Below are 17832 nucleotides of genomic sequence, written 5' to 3' on the forward strand. Positions count from 1 at the left end.
TTTCCCCTGTCCCCAAGGGAACAGGACGTATGCGGTATTAGCCCGGGTTTCCCCGGGTTATCCCCCGCCAAAGGGCAGGTCATCCACGCGTTACTCACCCGTCCGCCACGCTAGTCACACCCGAAGGTGCTTTCACGTACGACTTGCATGTGTTAAGCCTGCCGCCAGCGTTCAATCTGAGCCAGGATCAAACTCTCCAGTTCAAAGCTCACTATCGGCTACCCAAAAGGCAGCCAACAGCGCGAACCTTCGAAGCTCCCGACTCCATAGACCCCACAAACCACAGAGCCTACAACGCTTCCTCATCCCAGATTGTTAAAGAGCGAATCGGGCGGTGACCGGCTTTGCGCTGCCGTTGCGTCCCGCCCAATGCGGATGCGTATTCTACGTATCGAGCGCCGCTGGTCAAGGGCCTTTCAAGCATTTTTTCGGCTGACCTTTGCGGGGCCCGTTTCCGGCCAAACCGTCTCCGGCGACCGGAAACCGATAAGGTTACGCACCCGCACCGGGCTTGTCTACCCCCTATTGGGGCTCCCGAATCCAGACCCGGGCGAACCGGCGCTTGCCCACCTGCAATAGATATGGACCACCGATGGGCAGGGTGCGTTCCCGGTCCGCCTCCTTTTCCCCGTCCACGCGCACCGCGTTCTGTTTCACCATCCGCAGGCCCTCGGACGTGGAGGCCACCAGCTCGGCCTCCTTCAGGGCCGCGGGCAGGCGAAGCCCCTCGCCCCCCTCGGCGGCAAGTTCCACCTCCGGGATGTCCTCTGGTACCTGCTTGTTCCGGAACTGGTCCTCGAAGGCCTTCTGCGCCCCATCCACCTGATCCTCGCCCGCGAAACGTCCCACCAGCTCGCGCGCGAGATCCACTTTCACGTCCCGCGGGTTACGCCCTTCCGCCACCTCCTGCTTCAGCGCCTCCACCGCCTCCATGGGACGGTCCGACAGCAGCTCGAAATACCGCCACATCAGATCGTCGGATACGGACATGACCTTGGCGAAGATTTCCTTGGCCGGCTCGTTGATGCCGATGTAGTTGTTCAGGGACTTCGACATCTTCTGCACCCCGTCCGTCCCCTCCAGGATCGGCATGGTCAGGATCACCTGCGGTTCCTGGCCGTAATGACGCTGTAGCTCCCGGCCCACCAGCAGGTTGAACTTCTGGTCGGTACCGCCGAGCTCCACGTCGGCCTCCAGGTGGACGGAATCGTAGCCCTGGATCAGAGGGTAGAGGAACTCGTGGATGGCGATCGCCCGCCCTTCCGTATAACGGGTATGGAAGTCCTCCCGCTCCAGCATCCGGGCCACCGTGTAGTGGGAGGCCAACCGGATCATGTCCGCCGCGGAGAAGGGGTTCATCCACTCGGAGTTGAACACCACCTCGGTGCGCTCGGGGTCGAGGACCTTGTAGATTTGGGCGGCGTAGGTTTCGGCGTTCGCCCGCACCTCCTCGGGGGTTAGGGGAGGACGGGTGGCGCTTTTGCCGCTGGGGTCGCCGATCATCCCCGTAAAGTCTCCGATCAGGAAGCAGACCCGGTGCCCGAAGTCCTGGAAGGCCTTGAGCTTCTGCAGGAGGACGGTGTGCCCCAGATGGAGGTCGGGCGCGGTGGGGTCGAATCCGGCCTTGACCGTGAGCGGCCGCCCCTCAGTCTCGGCGCGCTCCAACTTCTGCCGGAGCTCGTCCTCCACCAGGATCTCTTCCGCCCCGCGGCGGATCTCCACCATCTGTTGGTCGATACTCACCGGCTCCCCGGACGTGGCCAAGGCGCATTCCTCATCGATAGGGGTTGCAAGAGGCCCGTAGGATAGCCGAACCCCGGGGCAAGGTTCCATGGTGGGGTGGTTTATGATGTCCTGAACCGCCATCCTCCAGCCACCAGACGAAACGGTTCCATGAGCCAAAATCTCCCCGCCCCCTCCAGCAGCACGGACCCGGTGGACCGTATCCGCGAGGCCCTGGACGAGGGAGACCTCACCACCGTCGAGGCCATCCTCAAGGATCTGCACCCCGCGGACCAGGTCAAGGTGCTCTCCCAACTGGGGGACGAGGAGCGGGACCGCTGCCTGGATCTCTACGAGGCCCCCGAGATCGGGCCCCTGATCAGCGAGAGCTTCGGGCGGCTGCGCGAGCACCTCCTGGACCACTTCCCCCCCGACGTCCTGGCGGAGGTGGTCCAGGAGCTGGACTCGGACGAGGCCGCCGACCTCCTTCAGGACCTGGAGGACCACGCCGCCGATCGCGTCCTGGCCGGACTATCCTTCGAGGACCGCGCCGAGGTGGAGCCCCTGCTCTCCTATCCGGAGGACACCGCCGGGGGCCGCATGCAGCGGGAGGTCTTCGTGGTCCCTGCCAAGGCCCGTACCCGCAAGGTGCTGGCGGAACTGCGCAAGGTGGGCCGCGACCTGGAGGAGCTGCAGGACATCTACCTGGTGGACAACCGAGGGGTACTGGCCGGGGTGATCTCCATCTTCCAGCTCCTGCGCCTGGAGCTCCACACCCCCGTGGTGGAGGGAGCCAACATGGATCCCCTCTTCGTCACCCCCGAGGAAGACCAGGAGCTCGTCGCCTCCCTGTTCCGTAAGCACCGCCTCCACAGCCTGCCGGTGGTGGACGACACGGGCAGGATCCTCGGCCAGATCACCGCCGACGACATCCTCGGCGTGATGGAGGAGGAGGCCACCGAGGACCTCTACCGGCTCGCCAACATCAACGAGGCCTCCGACCTAACCGAGCCCATAATCCGGGCTTTCCGGCGCCGGGCCTCCTGGCTGACCACTAACGCCGTCGCCGGCATCCTCTCGGCGACCATCGTCTCCTTCTTCAGCGGCAGCATCTCCGCCCTTCCGGCCCTGGCCGCCCTCATGCCCATCGTGGCCAACCTGGGGGGTATGGGCGGGGTCCAGACCGCCACCATCATCGTCCGCGCCATGGCCCTGGGCCACATGGAAGGGGCCTCCCCCGTCCGGGTGACCACCCGCCAGGCCACCGTGGGTCTGCTAATCGGCCTGTTTTTCTGCCTGATAGGGGCGGCGGTGGCCTACTCCACCCTGGGCAGCCCCGGCTTGGCCCTGGTCTTCGGCGTCTCCCTCGCCCTCATCCTGCTGCTCAGCGGCATCCTGGGCTCGGTTATCCCCATCACCCTGAAGCGGCTGGGCTTCGACCCGGCCCTCGTGTCCGGCGGCTTACTCACCACCCTCACCGACTCCATCGGCTTCTTGCTGTTCCTCGGCCTGGCCTCCTGGCTGCTGTTCTGAACCGCCCGGGAACGGTAGCCGGGCCCCCATTGGGTGCCGGCCCGTCCAGGGCGTTTCCAGGAACTTTCCCTTCCCTCTCCGGCATCTATGGTTGTCCCGATCGCGACACTACAGGATTCCCCTTTCCCCCGGCTTCGGAAATCAGGTATACAGGGGCGCCATGGCCTCACCTAAACGGAGCAGGAGACCAATCGGGAATGTCGCGCACCTTTCGTAAGGATTTTTCGGACACCCGTTCCTTATCCCGAAACCCTTCCGGGACGGGTTCCCAACCTTTCGCCTCCCCGGAGCCGAGCCCCCTGCGGCGCCTGTTCCGCTCCCCGAAGGCCCGGGCCCTGGGGCTAGGAGTGGCAACCGCGGTGGCCTCCGGCCTGTTTGGCATGCTTCCCGATTCCATGCAGGGAGGCTCCGGGCCCGGCCCGCAACAGATGACCCTGACCCCCGGCACCGGCCTGGGCCCGGGGTCCACCACCCTGCCCAACCCGCTCGCCTTTACCCGCGCGGGTGGATCCCAAGCGGAAACGGAGACCGCCTCCGCCGCGGAAGCAGACCCCGCCATCCAATGGGAGGCCTACGAGCTGCAAAAGGGGGAGACCCTGTCGCAGCTGGGGGAACGGGTCGGGCTGGGCGCCCGCACCTCCTGGGCCCTCGCCCGGGCGAGCCAGGACGTGTTCCCGGTCCGGCGCATGCGCTCCGGCCGGACCATCCGCGTGCACTACAACGATCAAGGCGACCCGGAGGAGATCCGCTATGGGATCGATTCCGGGAGGTACCTCGCCTGGCGGCGCCAGGAGGGGGGCGGGTACGAGGCCGTCATCGAGAAGTACCCGCGCACCGAGCGGATCCGCACCGCCCACGCCGAGATCGAGACGAGCCTGTTCGGCGCCGGAGCCCGGGCCGGGCTGCCCGAGGGCATCACCATGGAGCTTGCCCGCATCTATGGCTGGGACATCGACTTTGCCCACGACCTCCGCCAGGGGGACTGGTTCCGGGTGCTCTACAAGGAGTACTACCGGGACGGCGAGAAGGTGGGGAACGGCCCCATCCTCGCTGCGGAGTTCGTGACCCGCGGCGAATCCCACAAGGCCATCCGCTTCACCGATGCCGCGGGCAACAGCGACTACTACACCCCCGACGGGCGTTCGGTCCGCAAGGCCTTTCTCCGCAACCCGATGAAGGTCACCCGGATCACCAGCCGCTTCACCCGCAGCCGCGACCATCCCGTCTTGAACAAGCGCCGGGCGCACAAGGGGGTGGATTACGGGGCCCCCACGGGCACCCCCATCCGGGCCACCGGCGACGGCCGGGTGGTCTTCCGCGGCCGCAAGGGCGGCTACGGCAACGTGGTGATGCTTCGGCACGCCGGGCGCTACACCACGGTCTACGCCCACATGTCGCGCTTCGGAAAGTTCCGCAAAGGCCAGCGCATCAAGCAGGGACAGACGGTGGGCTACGTGGGGCAGAGCGGGCTGGCCACCGGGCCGCACCTGCACTACGAGTTCCGGGTGAACGGCAACCACCGCAACCCGCTCACCGTGAAACTTCCCGAGGCGGAGCCGCTCCCCGACGAGCACCGCACCGCCTTCAACCGGCAGCGGCACCACCTGACCGCCTGGCTGGAGGCCGTCGGCGGGGAGGGAACCCGGGTGGCCGCGACGGAGTAGCCGGCCCCCGGATTCCGGCGGCGGAGACGCGAAAAGGCCCGGCCTGAGGACTCAGGCCGGGCCTTTTTCGTGGGCTGCCGCCATGCGGCGGCGGGTTCGGCGCTACACCCCGAAGGAGGACCCACACCCGCAGGTGGTGCTGGCGTTGGGGTTGTTGATCATGAACTGGGCGCCTTCCAGGTCTTCCTTGTAATCGATGCTGGCACCCATCAGGTACTGGATGCTCATCATGTCGAGGAGGATGGTCACCCCGTCCTTCTCCACGACGGTGTCGGCCTCCTGGCGGTTCTCGTCGAAGGTGAACCCGTACTGGAAGCCCGAGCAGCCCCCGCCGGAAACGAACACCCGCAACATGAGGTCCGGGTTGCCTTCCTGAGCGATCAGCTCCTTGAGCTTCTCCACGGCGCTATCGGTCAGTTCTATTGGGTCGGGGATCTGCTCGTTCTGCTCTTCCATGCCAACCGTGGCTTCGGCCATGGTCTGCTACCTCCGCGACAGGGATATTCCAAGGTACGTCCGGATCCCGGCTCCAACGGGCATCAGGCCAAGCTATGGGATCCGTCCGGGGATGTCAAAATGCGCAGGGCTCATCCGGACTCCGTCTTCGCCTGCTCAGTTGCGGCAGGCTCCTCCGCCCCGTTCTCCAGGAGCCCGGGCTTGTCCGTAATCTGTTTGGCCGATCCGGGGCCGCCGGTTTTGCCCTCCTTAGTGGAGGAGATATGGGTACAAGTTCCCGTGATCCCGGCGCCCTCCTCCATCTGGATCACCTCGTAGTACAGGTCCCCGTCCACGCTGGACTGGGCGTGGAGCTCCAGGCGCTCGCTGGCGTGCACATTGCCGAACACCCGGCCGTTGATTACCACGTTCGGGACCTTGACCTCGCCCCGGATCTCGGCCTGGTCGGAGATGACGAGCCGACTGCCGCTCCCGTCCGGGGCCGTTACGGTCCCCTCCAGGGTGCCGTCGATCCTCAGGCCCCCTTCGAAGGTGATATCCCCCTTGATGGTGGTCCCCGCACCGATCATGGTCTCAAGGGTCCCCCCGGTATTCACCTTACGTTTCTTGTGAATCATCGCCGTCTTCCTTCTCCTTGACCTGGACCAGCCGGTCCCAGTCGTGGGCCTGGCTGAGGAGCTCTCCCAGGCTGTTGCGGTCGTAGAGCTGCACCGTGGCCCGGATGGGCTGAGCCTTCTCCGGAAGCTGGATGCGGCCCCGAAAATTCTGAAAATAGCGGAACTCGGCGTCCATTCCCCGCTTGCGGTGCTCGGCCCCCTCGGGGAAAAACCGGGTCTCCTCCTCGCCGTCTCCGTTCAGGAAGGTGACCACCACTCGGGCGTATCCCCGCACCGGCTCCTTCTTGCCGATCCCCTGGATCAGCCGGAACGAGTAGCCGTAGCTCCGCCCGGGACCGTCCACCCGGTGCACGCGGAAATCCCGGACGCTGGTGTCACGGTGGGCCTTGTCGGGATCCAGGATGCTCCGATAGAACGCCACCTGGTCCTGGAGGTTGTTGTTGCGGGTCTCCAGACCATTCAGCACCTGGCGCAGCTTCTCCAGCTGCCCCGACTGCCGCGCCTTGTCCGATTCGAACTGGGCGGCCCGGCTCCGCAGCTCCCGGATCGTGTCCTCCATGTTGCCCTTCTGGTGCTCCAGGCTCTCCACCCGCGCCTCCAGGCGGTCGGTGCTGTGTGCGCGCCAGATCATGCCGAGCTGGAAGGCCCCCCACAGGGAGCCGGGGAGGCCGAGCACCAGAAGGGCCACCAGGGCGAAGAAGACCACGCGCCGGATGTAGAGGGTCCGCGGCCGGCCCCGGTTGGGGTGCAGCAGGAGCACGAGGGAGGCGTAGCGCTGGTCCACGACCGCCTCAGGGAAGCATGGGGGGCACGTTCAGGCCCGTGGCCTCGGGCAGCCCCGCCATCAGGTTCATGTTCTGCACCGCCTGACCAGCGGCGCCCTTGACCAGATTGTCGATCACCGAAAGCACCACCAGTTGTTTCCCCCCCTTGGGCTGGTGAACCGCCAGCCGGCACAGGTTGCTCCCCCGCACCGTGCGGGTCGCCGGATGGCTCCCGGACGGCATCACGTCCACGAACGGGGAATTCTTAAACCGTTCCTCGAACAGCCCCTGCACATCCATTTCCGGATCTTGCAGACGGCTGTAGCAGTCGGCGTGGATGCCCCGGATCATGGGAGCGAGGTGGGGGACGAAGGTGACCTCCACGGGACCCGCGGCCGCCCGGGTCATCCCCTGCTCGATCTCCGGAAGGTGCCGATGGCCCGCCACTCCGTAGGCGGACATGCTGTCGGCGGCCTCGGCCAGCAGGAGGTGGGTCTTGGCCTCCCGGCCCGCACCGCTGGCCCCGGACTTCGCATCGGCCACCAGCCCTTCGGGATCCACCGCCCCTGCCTCCAACAGGGGCAGGAAGGCCAGCTGCACGGCGGTGGGATAGCAGCCCGGGTTGGCCACCAGCCGGGCACCGCGGATAGGCTCGGCGTTCACCTCCGGCAGCCCGTACACCGCCCGCTCCAGCCATTCCGGCGCCGCATGGGTCTCGTTGTACCACCGCTCGTAGGTCGTCCGGTCGGCGATACGGAAGTCGGCGGAGAGATCCACCACCCGTACCCCGCGCTCCAGCAGAGCGGGGACCTGGTGCATGGCGACGCCGTGGGGGACGCCGCAGAAGACCACGTCGCATTGCTCCGCGAGGTACCCGGGATCGGGGTCGGCGAAGTCGAGGTCCACCCAGCCCCGCAAGGAGGGGAACATGTCGGCCACCGGCTGGCCAGCGGCTTTGCGGGAGGTGACGGCGGCCACCTCGGCCTGGGGGTGTGTGGCCAGGATACGGAGGAGCTCCACCCCCGTATACCCGGAGCCGCCCAAGATACCCACGCGAAGGGCGGTTTCCATTTCGGTCTGTTACTCCTCGGCGCGCTGAAGGCCCGGTTCGGTCGGCATCCATGAAACCACAGGGGGCCGCACGACAAAAGGCCACCGTTGCCGGTGGCCTTTTGTTCGCACGGGGATTCCCGATCCAATCACCGCTTGGAGAACTGCGGGCTCCGGCGGGCCTTGCGATGGGCGATCTTCTTCCGTTCCACCTCGCGGGCGTCCCGGGTAAGGAGGCCGGCGCGCTTGAGGGTGGGACGGAGCTGCGGGTTGTACTCCAGCAGGGCCCGGGCCAGCCCGTGGCGAATGGCCCCGGCCTGGCCGCTGGGGCCGCCGCCGTCCACGTTCACCTTGATGTCGAACTGGTCGCCGGTCTCGGTCAGCTCGAGGGGCTGACGGACGATCATCTGGGCCGTCTCGCGGGGCAGGTAATCCGCCAGGCTCTTGCCGTTCACGCGGATTTCCCCGCTGCCGGGGCGCAAGAATACCCGAGCGGTGGAGCTCTTACGGCGTCCGGTTCCGTAGAATTGCTGCTGTGCCATTCTCGACCTCGATCAGAGTTCCAGCAGCACGGGCTGCTGGGCCTGGTGCGGATGCTCGCTCCCGGCGTAGACCTTGAGCTTCCTGAACATCTGCCGCCCCAGCCGGTTCTTGGGCAGCATGCCGCGCACGGCATCCTCGATGATGCGCTCGGGGTGCTCCGCGTTCTGCTTCCAGAACGGGGTCTCCCGAATGCCGCCGGGGAAGCCGGTGTGGTGGTAGTAGATCTTGTCGGTGTACTTGGTGCCGGTCACCTGAACGCTTTGCGCGTTGATCACCACCACGTAGTCGCCGGTGTCCACGTGGGGGGTAAACTCCGGCTTGTGCTTGCCGCGCAGGCGCCTGGCCACCTCGGTGGCCAAACGACCCAGCCGGTACTGGCTGGCGTCCACCACGTACCAGTTACGCTGCACCTCGTCCGGTTTCGCCGAATAGGTCTTCATCGAGCCCGCTCCGAAACTCGTTCTTGCTGGGGGAATCCCCGGAGAAAGCGAATTAGTATAGCCTTCCCGGCTTCCCCGTTCAAGCCGCCTCGGTCCGGGAGGACCGCTCCGCGGCCACCTCGGCGGTGGAGGGGCGCCACACCAGGGGCATGAGCCGGGCGGCGGCCGCCCCGATGCCCACCCACATGAGCGCGGCGCCGGACCCGGCCACCGGGATCACGTCGAACCACCGGCCGGCCACGAACAGCCACAGGCCCCCGTGCAGGAGGCCGAGCTGGGCGGCCTGCAGCCAGCCGGTGCGGACCGGGTGGCCGGTGAAGCGGGGCAGCATATGCTCGGCCACGCCGAAGATCATGAAGGCGATGAAGCCGTAGGTGAACAGGTGGAACAGGCCGATGCCGCCGCCCAGGAGATCCCCCCACCCCACCAGACTAAGGCCCCCCAGGGCCAGGTAGACCACCGCACTCCGCACCATGTGCCGGGGGCCCCGGCGCATGGTCATGGTGGCGGCCGCCTCCTCGCGGCCCTCGGCGCCCCCTTCCCGGGGCGGGGCGCAGCGGACCAGCTCCCGGGCCTCCTCGGCCCCGGGCACCCCCACCTTCTTCAGCTCGCCGTCCACCAGGGTCGCAGGCACCGTCTTGATGAGCTTCTCGGCGATCACCTTGCGGCCCTCGGGCTGGGCCACGTCCAGAACCTCCAGCTCGAAGTCCTTCTCGTCGTTGACCTGGCGCCAGACCCGCTCGGCGTTGGGGCAGACGTTGCACCATTCCGAGACCAGAAGGGTGACCTTCATGACTCGCCGCCCTCCTCCTCGGCGCCGGGGACGGCGCAGCGCATGCAATAGACGTCGTAGCGGTCCACCCACTGTTTCATGCCGTCCATGGCGCGCTCCCCGGTCACCAGATTGGCCAGGGCGGTGTCGGGATTGTCCGGGCGCAGGCGCACCAGCCAGGCGTCGCCGTAGGGGTCGATGTTGACCTGGCCGGGGTCCTGCTCCATGAGCGGGTTCACCTCTACGATCTCGCCGTCGAAGGGGGAGGGGATGCCCCCCGCCCACTTGCTGCTCTCCAGGCGGCCCACCGGCTTGCCGCCCTTGATGTGCTTGCCCGGCTTCTTGAAGCGGGCGTACTGCACGCGGCCGCTCATGGTCTGGGCGGGGTCCGTGATGCCCAGGGTGAAGGTGCCGTCCTCTTCCGGGCGCACCCACACGTAGTCCAGGTCGTAGTAGAGGTCTTCGGGCAGGTCGCAGCCGTGGTAGTTCGCCATGGGTCAGCCCTCCTCGCCGGTGGGCCGCGCGGACACCGAACGGATGATGTTGTAGGCGAAGGCCGCCATGGCCGCCCAGGCGATCACCCCGCCGGCGAACAGCACCGCCTTCCAGTACCCCAGCCAGCCCACCACCAGCAGGATCAGGCCGATGTTCGCCGCCCACAGCTGCACATTGGCCAGGCGTTCCGAGTAGAGGGGCTTGTTGGCGAAGCGCGGCAGGGTGTGCAGGGCCACTCCGTAGATCATCATGACCACAAAGCCCAGCAGCATGATGTGGCCGTGGGCCCGGGCGGGCAGGCCCGGCAGGGTGCCTGGGAAGAAGGCCTGATAGACCCCGAAGCCGCCGCCGATGATGGCGTAGACCAGGGAACAGACGATGAACCAGCGGTTGCGCGGATGCATGCGGGGACTCCCTTACCGTTCCACTCGGGAATTACACCGGGGGAGGGGATTGTGCCGCATTGACTGGAATCAAATATACAACTTTTCTAAACCGAGTCTAAACCGGCTCCGCCGCGCTCATTCCAGGATCTCGTGGAGCCGCCGCGCATCAAGGATGCGGATGCGGTCCCCCTCCACGTCGATGGCCCCGGCCTCCCGCAGCCGACCCAGGACCCGGGAGAAGGTCTCGGGCTGGATGCCGAGCCGGCTGGCGATGGCGGCCTTCTTGGCGGGCAGGTGGAGCTCCGCGCTGGGCTGTTCCTCCCCCTCGGCCTCGGTCTGGGCGAGGAGGTAGCCCACCACCCGGCCGGTGGCGTCCTCCAGGGTGAGGGCGGCCACGTCCTGGACCAGCTGGTGCAGCCGCTTGCTCATGGTGGCGAGCAGGTTGCGGGTCAGGCCGGGGCGGGTGTCCAGCAGGTGATTGAACCCCTCCGCGCCGATCTCCAGCAGCTCCGCGGGCTCCAGGGCCCGGGCGTCGACCGGGTACCGCTTGCCCGACATGAATAGCACCGCCTCGGCGAAGGTCTCGTGGGGACCGATGATCTCCACCACCTTCTCATGGCCGCTGCTGGCCAGCCGGGAGAGCTGGATGTGGCCGCTGTTCACCACGAAGAAGCTGCGGAAGGGGTCGTCGGCGTGGAAGAGGATCTCCCCCCGGTCGAGCGTGCGCGGGTGGGTGCATTCCGCCATCTCGGCGAGCACGTCGTCGTCCAGGTTGCGGAACAGGGCCGCCTGGCGGAGCTGTGCGATGACGTCGGACATGGCCTCCTCCGGCGCGGGGCGGCTCGCCCCGGTCACAGGGAATGGGTCGCGTTGCAATCGGCGTCCACCCGGAGCTCCCCCGAGGGACTGACGGCCGCGCCGAACAGGCGCGCGGCCACCTGATCGGTCATCTCCCGCACCTGCCGGGTGAAGAAATGGTCGGCCTCGGGGAAGCAGAGCCACTCGGGGTCCCGCTCCATGCGGGCCCGGAAGGCGCGCACGGTGTCCGGGTCCACCACCTCGTCCACCCCGCCCTGCACGATCATCACCGGTCGGCGCTCCGCCTCCAGGAAGGCGAAGTCGTACCAGGCCACCGGCGGCGCCACCGCCACCAGCCGGCGCACCCGGGCGTCCCCGGCCGCGGCGCGCAGGCCGGCAAAGGAGCCGAAGGAGAACCCCGCCACCCACAGGGGCAGCTCGGGGAAGCGGGTGGCCATGGCGTCCACGGCCGCGGCGGCATCGGCCACCTCGCCCGGCCCCCCGGAGAACTGCCCGGGACTGGTCCCCACGCCGCGGAAGTTGAAGCGCAGGGTGGCGGCGCCGTGCTTGCGCAGGGCCCGGGCGAGGTAGACCACCACCTTGTTGTTCATGGTCCCGCCGTACCGGGGGTGGGGGTGGCAGAGGACCACCGCCGCCCGGGGTGGCTCGTCCGGGGGCAGGGTCAGGCACGCCTCGAGCGGCCCGGCCGGGCCGGCCAGATCGAGGAACTCGCCCTTGCCCCCGGAGCAGTGGGCATGCTGGGTTTCAGTCATCGTCCAACCGCAGCCGCGTTACCGGCTCGCCGTTCATCACATGCTCGAACAGGATCTCGTCGATGTCCTCCGCCGTCTGGTACCGGTACCAGACCCCCTCCGGGTAGATGACCATGCAGGGGCCCTCGCTGCACCGCCCCAGGCAGCCCGCCTGGTTCACCCGGACCCCGCCGGGCTTCTTCAGGCCCCATTCGTCCACCCGCTCCTTGGCGTGCTGGCGCAGCTCCGCGGCCCGCCCGTCGCCGTTGCAGCTCCTGCGGCCATCGGTGCGCGCATTGAGGCACATGAATATATGGTGACTGTAATAGAATTGACGCATTGGGTATCCATCCTTGCGCTGCCGGGATCGCGGCGACCCTCCCTGGACCGGGGCCGGCCCTCCCTCGAAAGGGCCCGGAAATGATGCCTCTCCAGGGGACGGTTGGGAAGCCGGTCCGGCGGCCTCTTTGTTAGGGCCAACAGCCGCCGAGAGGGTTCCACCATGCCGTCGCTATTCGTAGAGACCGCCATCCGCCAGCTCGATCGCGCCCTGCGCACCGTGGCCGGCGTCCCGGACGAGCAGGCCGACAACCGGCCTTCCCCCGCCCGGGACGTCCCGGCCCCCGACGCCCCCGGCCCCGGCAGCGGCCAGGCCCGCCACACCGGCCGGCTAATGCGGGTCAACTACGCCGGCGAGGTGGCCGCCCAGGGGCTCTATCTGGGGCAGAGCCTCACCGCCCGCACCCCCGAGGTGGCCGACAAGATGGATCGCGCCGCCCGCGAGGAACAGGACCACCTCAACTGGTGCACCGAGCGCATGGCCGCCGGGGGGGTGCCGGCGAGCCGCCTTAACCCCGTGTGGCTCGCCGGCTCGGTGACCCTGGGGGCGGTGGCCGGACTGGCCGGCGACCGCTGGAGCCTGGGCTTCGTGGCCGAGACCGAACGGCAGGTCATGCGCCACCTGCAGGGCCATCTGGCCCAGGTGCCGGACAACGACCCGCGCACCCGGGCGGTGCTGGAGCAGATGTACCTGGACGAGCGCCACCACGCGGAGTGGGCCGAGGAGAGCGGCGGCCGCCGCCTGCCCCTGCCCATCCGAACCGGCATGCGCCTGAGCTCGAAGTTTTTGACCGTGGGCTCCTACTGGGTGTAGCCCCGCGGCCCACCGGAGACGACCCCCCCATGACCAGCCCCTTCCCCGCCAGCGCCGGCCCGATCCGGATCCTGGTCGTCGAGGACGAGGAGCCCATCCAGGTCCTCGTGCAGCACAACCTGGAGGCGGCCGGCTTCCGAGTGGAGGTGGCGGCCGACGCCGAGACCGCCCTGGAGCGCATGGCCGAGGCGCCGCCGCACCTGGCCATCCTCGACTGGATGCTGCCGGGCATGAGCGGCCTCGACCTGTGCCGGCACATGCGCGGGGAGGGGGCCTACCGCCATATCCCCGTGATCATGCTGACCGCCAAGGGGGAGGAGGAGCACCGCGTCCGGGGGCTGGAGATGGGGGCCGACGACTACCTCCCCAAGCCCTTCTCCCCCCGGGAGCTCACGGCCCGGGTCACCAACCTCCTGCGGCGGAGCTACCCCGAGCTGCAGGAGGAGGTGCTCACCGCCGGCGAGCTGCGCCTGTTTCCGGCGCAGCACCGGGTGCTCTACGGGGACCGGGAGATCCACCTCGGCCCCACGGAGTTCCGCCTCCTGCAGTTCCTCATGACCCACCCCGGCCAGGTCTTCGAGCGCGGCCAGCTCCTCGACCGCCTGTGGGGCCCCTACGCCGAGGTGGAGGAGCGCACCGTGGACGTCCACATCCGCCGCCTGCGGCGGGCCCTCGACCCGGTGGCTCCCCGCGACCTGGTGCAGACCGTGCGCGGAGCGGGCTACCGCTTCAACGCCTCCTAGCCGACCATGCACCTGCTCCCTTTCCTCGCCCGCGCGGTCATCGCCCTCGGCGTCCTGGTGGCCACCCTGGGGCTCCTGCGCTGGCACGCGCCCTTGCTCGCCCTGGGGCTGGCCACGATCGTCGCCGGGGGCGCCGCCGGCTGGGCCTGGACCCGCGCCCGGCTCACCGCCCTGCGGCGCTGGCTGCACGCCCGCGAGGGGGCGGTGGCCCTGCCGGGCGAAAACGCCTGGGACACCCTGGAAAGCGAGCTGCGCTATTACTTCAAGCAGCGCGACCGCCAGCTGCGCGAGACCCGGCGCCGCCTCGGGCAGCTGGAGGGCCTCGCCCAGGAGCTGCCCGTGGGGGTGGCCCTGCTCGACCCCCAGGGGCGCCTGGTGGAGGCCAACCGCAAGGCCTACGAGCTGCTGGCCGTGGAGCCGGACCGCGGCCACGGCCAGCGTCTCCAGGGGTGGCTCCGCGAGCCCGGCCTGCAGCACCTCTTCGCGTCGGAGGGACCCTCGCTCCGGCAGGGCACCGCCCCCTACCACCCCGACCCTTCCCGGACCCTGGCCTTCACCGTGACCCGCAAGGAGGACGGCACCTTCCTCCTGGTGGTGGAGGAGATCACCGAACGGCTGCGGCTCCACCGCATGCGGGAGGACTTCGTGGCCAACGTCTCCCACGAGCTGAAAAGCCCCCTGACCAGCCTGCGCGGCTTCGCCGAGACCCTCCTCGGCGACGGGGAGCTGGACCCGGAGCAGCGGGACCGCTTCCTGCGCATCATGCACGAGCAGATCGACCGCATGCAGGCGCTGGTGGCCGACCTGCTCACCCTGTCCCGCCTGGAGGGTCAGCCGGACCCGGTGCCGCCCACACCGGTGGACCTGGACCGGCTGCTCGCCTCCCTGGCCGACCAGTACGCCGCCCGGGCCACCGAGCGGGGGATCCGGCTGGATATGCCCGAGCCGGAGTCGGTGACCGGGCTCCACTGGTACGGGGAGGCGGACGCCCTGGGCCAGGCCCTGGCCAACCTGATCGACAACGCGCTGAAGTACACCCCGGAAGGGGGCCGGGTGCAGGTGTGGGCCGAAGAACGCCGGGGCGAGGTGGCCGTCCACGTCCAGGATTCGGGCATCGGCATCGACCCCCAGCACCTGCCCCGCCTCACCGAGCGCTTCTACCGCGTGGACAAGGGGCGCTCCCGCGCCGTGGGCGGCACGGGCCTGGGGCTCTCCATCGTCAAGCACATACTCCACCATCACGGGGGACGCCTGGAGATCGACAGCGCCCCGGGCCGGGGCTCCACCTTCTCGGCGGTGCTGCCCGACCATCCCCCGGGCGGGCCGGTCGCGCGACCGGGCACCGGCGGGGATTCCCCCGTGTAACGATCCTGTAACACAGGGGCGGGAAACTCCCCATCGACGCGCAACCGGCTTCCGGAACCGAGCAGCGCACCCACACCCATTGGAGGCACGATCCCATGAAGAAGCTGCGCACCCTCGGCCTGACTGCGGCCGCCGTGCTCGCCCTCGCCGCGGGGCCGGCGGAGGCCCGCGACCAGATCCGCATCGTCGGATCCAGCACCGTGTTCCCCTTCGCCAGCTACGTGGTCGAGGAGTTCGGCGCCACCACCCAGCACCCCACCCCGGTGATCGAATCCACCGGCTCCGGCGGCGGCTTCAAGCTGTTCTGTGCCGGCGTCGGGATGGAGACCCCGGACATCACCAACGCCTCGCGACGCATCAAGCCCAGCGAGCTGGAGCGGTGCCGGGAGAACGGCGTGGAGGCCGTCACCGAGGTGGAGATCGGCGCCGACGGCATCGTGGTGGCCAACCGCACCGACGCCCCCCGCCTGGAGCTTTCCCGGGAGCAGCTCACCCGGGCCGTGGCCGCCGAGGTCCCCAAGGACGGGGAGCTGGTGGACAACCCCTATAAGCGCTGGGACGACATCGACCCCGAGCTGCCGGACGCCGAGATCCTCGTCTACGGCCCGCCCTCCACCTCGGGCACCCGGGACGCCTTCGAGGAGCTGGTGATGGAGGCGGCCTCCGAGGAGATGGAAGGCTACGGCGGGGGATACACCAAGATCCGCCAGGACGGCGCCTACGTTCCCGCCGGTGAGAACGACAACCTGATCGTGCAGAAGCTGAACCAGAACCCGGACGCCGTGGGGATCTTCGGCTACAGCTTCCTCGAGGAGAACTCCGACCGGGTCCAGGCCTCGCGGATCGACGGCGTAGCCCCCGAGGCCGAGGCCATCGCCTCGGGCGAATACCCCGTATCCCGGAGCCTGTTCTTCTATGTGAAGAACGCCCACGAGGGCAAGGTGCCCGGCCTCGCCGAGTACGTGGAGCTCTTCCTCGCCGAGAAAATGATCGGCGAGCTGGGCTACCTCAAGCGCCTCGGCCTCATCCCGCTTCCCCGGGAGCGCCGGGAGGAGATGCGCCAGCGCTTCGCGGATCGCGAGCCGGTGGAGGTGGGCGACCTCGAGTGACCCCCGGAGGCGGGCAGCCCGGGCCGGCGGGAGGGCTCCCGCCGGCCTTTCCGTGCGTCGCCCGTCGAGATAACGGGCCCCGGCCCGGGAGCCCGCCCCCCTTCGCGGCCTCCGCCCGCCGCGGGGGCCGCGAAGGGGGGCGGCGGAGAAATCCGCCCCGCGGGGCAGCGTTCCGGTTCATGGCCGGTATAATGGCGCCCCCTCACACGTCGGAACCAACGAGGAGCGGTCCTTGACCTCCGGACAAGCCGCCTTGCTCTTCTTCGGTGGCCTATTTCCCCTGATGGCCCTGGCCTACATGCTGGGCCGGCGCCGGGTCCTTGCCCAGGAGGCCACCGCACCGCTGCACTCCCGGCCGGGCTTCTACGGCTGGTACGCGGTGGTCTGGCTGGCCCTACCGGCCCTGGTGGTGGCCCTGGGCGCCACCCTGCTGCAGCTGCTCGGTCTCGCCTCGCCCCCCGCCCCCATGACCCTCACCGCCAGCCTGCTGGTGGCCGCCGGGGGCCTGGCACTGGCCCTGCGGACCCTGCGCCCCTCGCTGCGGGCCCGGAACATCGTGGAGGGCGTGGCCCGCTGGCTGCTGCTGGCCGCCTCCCTGGTATCGATCCTGACCACCCTGGGCATCGTCCTCAGCATCCTGTTCGAGGCCATCCGTTTCTTCCAGACCGTGAGCATCTGGGAATTCCTTACCGGCACCACCTGGAGCCCCGACACCGCCTTCCTGGGGGGAGCGGGCCGGGAGGGCGGGGAGAGCGCCCAGTTCGGCTCGGTCCCGCTGTTCGCCGGCACCTTCATGATCACGGCCATCGCCATGGTCGTAGCCCTGCCCGTGGGCCTTCTCTCCGCCATCTACATGTCGGAGTACGCGCCCAAACGGGTCCGTGCCGCGGCCAAGCCCACCCTCGAGGTGCTGGCGGGCATCCCCACCGTGGTCTACGGCTTCTTCGCCGCCATCACCGTGAGCCCCCTGGTGGTGCAGCTCGCCGGGTACGTGGGACTGGACGCCTCCCACAGCAACGCCCTGGCGCCCGGGGTGGTCATGGGGGTGATGATCATCCCCTTCGTCTCCTCCCTGTCCGACGATGTGATCAGCGCCATCCCCCACAGCCTGCGCGAGGGCTCCTTCGCCCTGGGGGCCACCACCTCGGAGACCATCAAGCAGGTCCTGCTGCCGGCGGCCCTGCCCGGGGTGATCGCGGCCTTCATCCTGGCCGCCTCCCGGGCCCTGGGCGAGACCATGATCGTGGTGATGGCAGCCGGGCTGCGCCCCAACCTCACCGCCAACCCCCTCGAGGACATGACCACGGTAACGGTGCGCATCGTCGACGCCCTCACCGGCGACCAGGAGTTCGACAGCCCGCAGACCCTGTCCGCCTTCGGCCTGGGCCTGATGCTGTTCATCGTCACCCTGGTCCTGAACATGATCTCCATGTACGTGGTGCGCCGCTTCCACGAGAAATACGACTGAGG

General features: G+C 68.8%; 20 protein-coding genes and 1 rRNA gene. 7 read left to right on the forward strand and 14 right to left on the reverse strand.

Annotated features, from left to right (window positions below; all coding sequences use genetic code 11):
* Positions 1-203, reverse strand: a 16S ribosomal RNA gene (locus tag AN478_RS11645); the annotation flags it as partial.
* 319 nt (positions 204-522) lie between these two features.
* Positions 523-1725: a tyrosine--tRNA ligase gene (gene tyrS / locus AN478_RS11650; protein ID WP_054966830.1), complete on the reverse strand. Its 1203-nt coding sequence runs from the start codon at positions 1723-1725 to the stop codon at positions 523-525.
* Positions 1726-1893: 168 nt separating this feature from the next.
* On the opposite strand from tyrS, the gene mgtE reads away from it, so the two are divergent.
* Together mgtE and AN478_RS11660 are read left to right on the forward strand one after the other, a co-directional pair.
* Complete coding sequence (mgtE, locus tag AN478_RS11655; protein WP_054966803.1) at positions 1894-3255, forward strand: magnesium transporter; 1362 nt, start codon at positions 1894-1896, stop codon at positions 3253-3255.
* A gap of 347 nt (positions 3256-3602) precedes the next feature.
* Positions 3603-4919 carry a peptidoglycan DD-metalloendopeptidase family protein gene (locus AN478_RS11660; protein WP_176758783.1) on the forward strand — a complete coding sequence of 439 codons (1317 nt, stop codon included), beginning with the start codon at positions 3603-3605 and terminating at the stop codon, positions 4917-4919.
* Between the two features lie 102 nt (positions 4920-5021).
* Here the strand turns inward: AN478_RS11660 and erpA are convergent, their stop codons facing one another.
* The 12 genes from erpA to AN478_RS11720 form a co-directional block, all read right to left on the reverse strand.
* On the reverse strand, positions 5022-5396 hold the full coding sequence (gene erpA, locus AN478_RS11665; protein ID WP_054966805.1) for an iron-sulfur cluster insertion protein ErpA: 375 nt from the start codon (positions 5394-5396) through the stop codon (positions 5022-5024).
* A gap of 110 nt (positions 5397-5506) precedes the next feature.
* Positions 5507-5992 carry a bactofilin family protein gene (locus AN478_RS11670; RefSeq protein WP_074471479.1) on the reverse strand — a complete coding sequence of 162 codons (486 nt, stop codon included), beginning with the start codon at positions 5990-5992 and terminating at the stop codon, positions 5507-5509.
* On the reverse strand, positions 5973-6776 hold the full coding sequence (locus AN478_RS11675) for a DUF6776 family protein (protein ID WP_054966807.1): 804 nt from the start codon (positions 6774-6776) through the stop codon (positions 5973-5975). Before AN478_RS11675 ends, AN478_RS11670 begins: the two co-directional genes overlap by 20 nt.
* A gap of 7 nt (positions 6777-6783) precedes the next feature.
* The gene (gene argC / locus AN478_RS11680) at positions 6784-7827 is read right to left on the reverse strand and encodes an N-acetyl-gamma-glutamyl-phosphate reductase (protein WP_054966808.1); all 1044 of its coding nucleotides are present in this window, start codon (positions 7825-7827) and stop codon (positions 6784-6786) included.
* Between the two features lie 128 nt (positions 7828-7955).
* On the reverse strand, positions 7956-8348 hold the full coding sequence (gene rpsI / locus AN478_RS11685; protein WP_054966809.1) for a 30S ribosomal protein S9: 393 nt from the start codon (positions 8346-8348) through the stop codon (positions 7956-7958).
* A 12-nt stretch (positions 8349-8360) separates the two neighbouring features.
* Positions 8361-8789: a 50S ribosomal protein L13 gene (rplM, locus tag AN478_RS11690; RefSeq protein ID WP_054966810.1), complete on the reverse strand. Its 429-nt coding sequence runs from the start codon at positions 8787-8789 to the stop codon at positions 8361-8363.
* A 79-nt stretch (positions 8790-8868) separates the two neighbouring features.
* Positions 8869-9582, reverse strand: a complete 714-nt coding sequence (locus AN478_RS11695; RefSeq protein ID WP_054966811.1) for a thioredoxin family protein — start codon at positions 9580-9582, stop codon at positions 8869-8871.
* Positions 9579-10055 (reverse strand): glycine cleavage system protein H, encoded by a 477-nt coding sequence (locus AN478_RS11700; protein WP_054966812.1) that lies wholly within the window; start codon positions 10053-10055, stop codon positions 9579-9581. The genes AN478_RS11695 and AN478_RS11700 overlap by 4 nt, the downstream gene beginning before the upstream one ends.
* A gap of 3 nt (positions 10056-10058) precedes the next feature.
* The gene (locus tag AN478_RS11705) at positions 10059-10460 is read right to left on the reverse strand and encodes a hypothetical protein (RefSeq protein ID WP_054966813.1); all 402 of its coding nucleotides are present in this window, start codon (positions 10458-10460) and stop codon (positions 10059-10061) included.
* A 117-nt stretch (positions 10461-10577) separates the two neighbouring features.
* Positions 10578-11261: a Crp/Fnr family transcriptional regulator gene (locus AN478_RS11710; protein WP_054966814.1), complete on the reverse strand. Its 684-nt coding sequence runs from the start codon at positions 11259-11261 to the stop codon at positions 10578-10580.
* Positions 11262-11293: 32 nt separating this feature from the next.
* Positions 11294-12013 carry an alpha/beta hydrolase gene (locus AN478_RS11715; protein WP_054966815.1) on the reverse strand — a complete coding sequence of 240 codons (720 nt, stop codon included), beginning with the start codon at positions 12011-12013 and terminating at the stop codon, positions 11294-11296.
* A complete protein-coding gene (locus AN478_RS11720; protein WP_054966816.1) occupies positions 12006-12332 on the reverse strand; it encodes a (2Fe-2S) ferredoxin domain-containing protein in 327 nt (108 codons plus the stop codon). Before AN478_RS11720 ends, AN478_RS11715 begins: the two co-directional genes overlap by 8 nt.
* 162 nt (positions 12333-12494) lie before the next feature.
* On the opposite strand from AN478_RS11720, the gene coq7 reads away from it, so the two are divergent.
* The 5 genes from coq7 to pstC all read left to right on the forward strand — a co-directional run bounded on the left by coq7 (position 12495) and on the right by pstC (position 17830).
* On the forward strand, positions 12495-13145 hold the full coding sequence (gene coq7, locus AN478_RS11725; RefSeq protein ID WP_054966817.1) for a 2-polyprenyl-3-methyl-6-methoxy-1,4-benzoquinone monooxygenase: 651 nt from the start codon (positions 12495-12497) through the stop codon (positions 13143-13145).
* Positions 13146-13174: 29 nt separating this feature from the next.
* Complete coding sequence (gene phoB / locus AN478_RS11730; RefSeq protein WP_054966818.1) at positions 13175-13888, forward strand: phosphate regulon transcriptional regulator PhoB; 714 nt, start codon at positions 13175-13177, stop codon at positions 13886-13888.
* A gap of 6 nt (positions 13889-13894) precedes the next feature.
* Positions 13895-15253: a phosphate regulon sensor histidine kinase PhoR gene (gene phoR / locus AN478_RS11735; protein ID WP_054966819.1), complete on the forward strand. Its 1359-nt coding sequence runs from the start codon at positions 13895-13897 to the stop codon at positions 15251-15253.
* Between the two features lie 95 nt (positions 15254-15348).
* Positions 15349-16362 carry a PstS family phosphate ABC transporter substrate-binding protein gene (locus AN478_RS11740; RefSeq protein WP_054966820.1) on the forward strand — a complete coding sequence of 338 codons (1014 nt, stop codon included), beginning with the start codon at positions 15349-15351 and terminating at the stop codon, positions 16360-16362.
* A gap of 232 nt (positions 16363-16594) precedes the next feature.
* Positions 16595-17830, forward strand: coding sequence for a phosphate ABC transporter permease subunit PstC (gene pstC / locus AN478_RS11745; protein WP_054966821.1), 1236 nt, complete (start codon positions 16595-16597; stop codon positions 17828-17830).
* Positions 17831-17832: the final 2 nt, after the last annotated feature.

Source organism: Thiohalorhabdus denitrificans (genome assembly GCF_001399755.1).
Lineage (GTDB): Bacteria > Pseudomonadota > Gammaproteobacteria > Thiohalorhabdales > Thiohalorhabdaceae > Thiohalorhabdus > Thiohalorhabdus denitrificans.